The sequence below is a fragment of the Alicyclobacillus fructus genome, from assembly GCF_017329605.1.
Taxonomy (GTDB): Bacteria; Bacillota; Bacilli; order Alicyclobacillales; family Alicyclobacillaceae; genus Alicyclobacillus; species Alicyclobacillus fructus.
In genome coordinates this window covers 1-744 of the sequence record NZ_JAFMTY010000074.1, presented here as the reverse complement: position 1 = coordinate 744, position 744 = coordinate 1, and the positions used below count along the sequence as shown (strand labels likewise).

Below are 744 nucleotides of genomic sequence, written 5' to 3'. Positions count from 1 at the left end.
CCCCATCCAGTATCTCGCCGCCTGCCTGGCTGAGGAGATGGAATCGCGAAAGGCAAGCCGACTCCAGGCCTATACCCAGCAGGCCCGCTTCCCTGCCCACAAGACGCTGCAGGAGTTCGATTTCAGCGCTGTACCGACGGTGCAGAAGCAGCGAGTGATGCACCTGGCAGGGGGCGACTTCATCCGAGCCAAGGAAAACGTCATTTGCATGGGCGCCAGCGGGACGGGTAAGACCCACATTGGGATCGCGATAGGACTGTCCGCCATCGCGGCCGGTTACCGTGTCCGGTTCATCACCGTCATGCAGCTGATACAGGAGCTCCTGCAGGCGGAATCCGAATATCGGCTCCCCAGGTACCTGCGAACCTGGGACAAGTACGACTTGGTGTGCCTGGACGAGCTGGGGTACGTGTCACTCACCCAGGGAGGGGCGCTGTTGTTCCAGTTCTGCGCGGAGCGGTACGAAAGGGGTAGCCTGCTCATAACGACCAATCTGGAGTTTGCGAGGTGGACGGATGTCTTCCAGGACGCGACGCTGACGACAGCCCTCCTTGACCGCCTCACCCACCACTCCCACATCCTGCTGTTCGAAGGCGAATCCTATCGCTTCCGCGAGAGCCAACGGCGGGCCGTCGCCCAGCAGTGACGGACAGCTAACGCCCTACTACCAGGTCGCTGAAACCGCCCCGGGGGTGGTCAACTTTTCAATTAGCAAAGTGGTCAACTTTTCGATTGACAAACACA

At 60.3% G+C, this 744-nt stretch carries 1 protein-coding gene; it reads left to right on the top strand.

Annotated elements, in window-relative coordinates; translation table 11 throughout:
- The coding region (gene istB, locus J3481_RS14375) for an IS21-like element helper ATPase IstB (protein ID WP_206832797.1) at positions 1-646 on the top strand (646 nt) is incomplete at its 5' end.
- Positions 647-744: the final 98 nt, after the last annotated feature.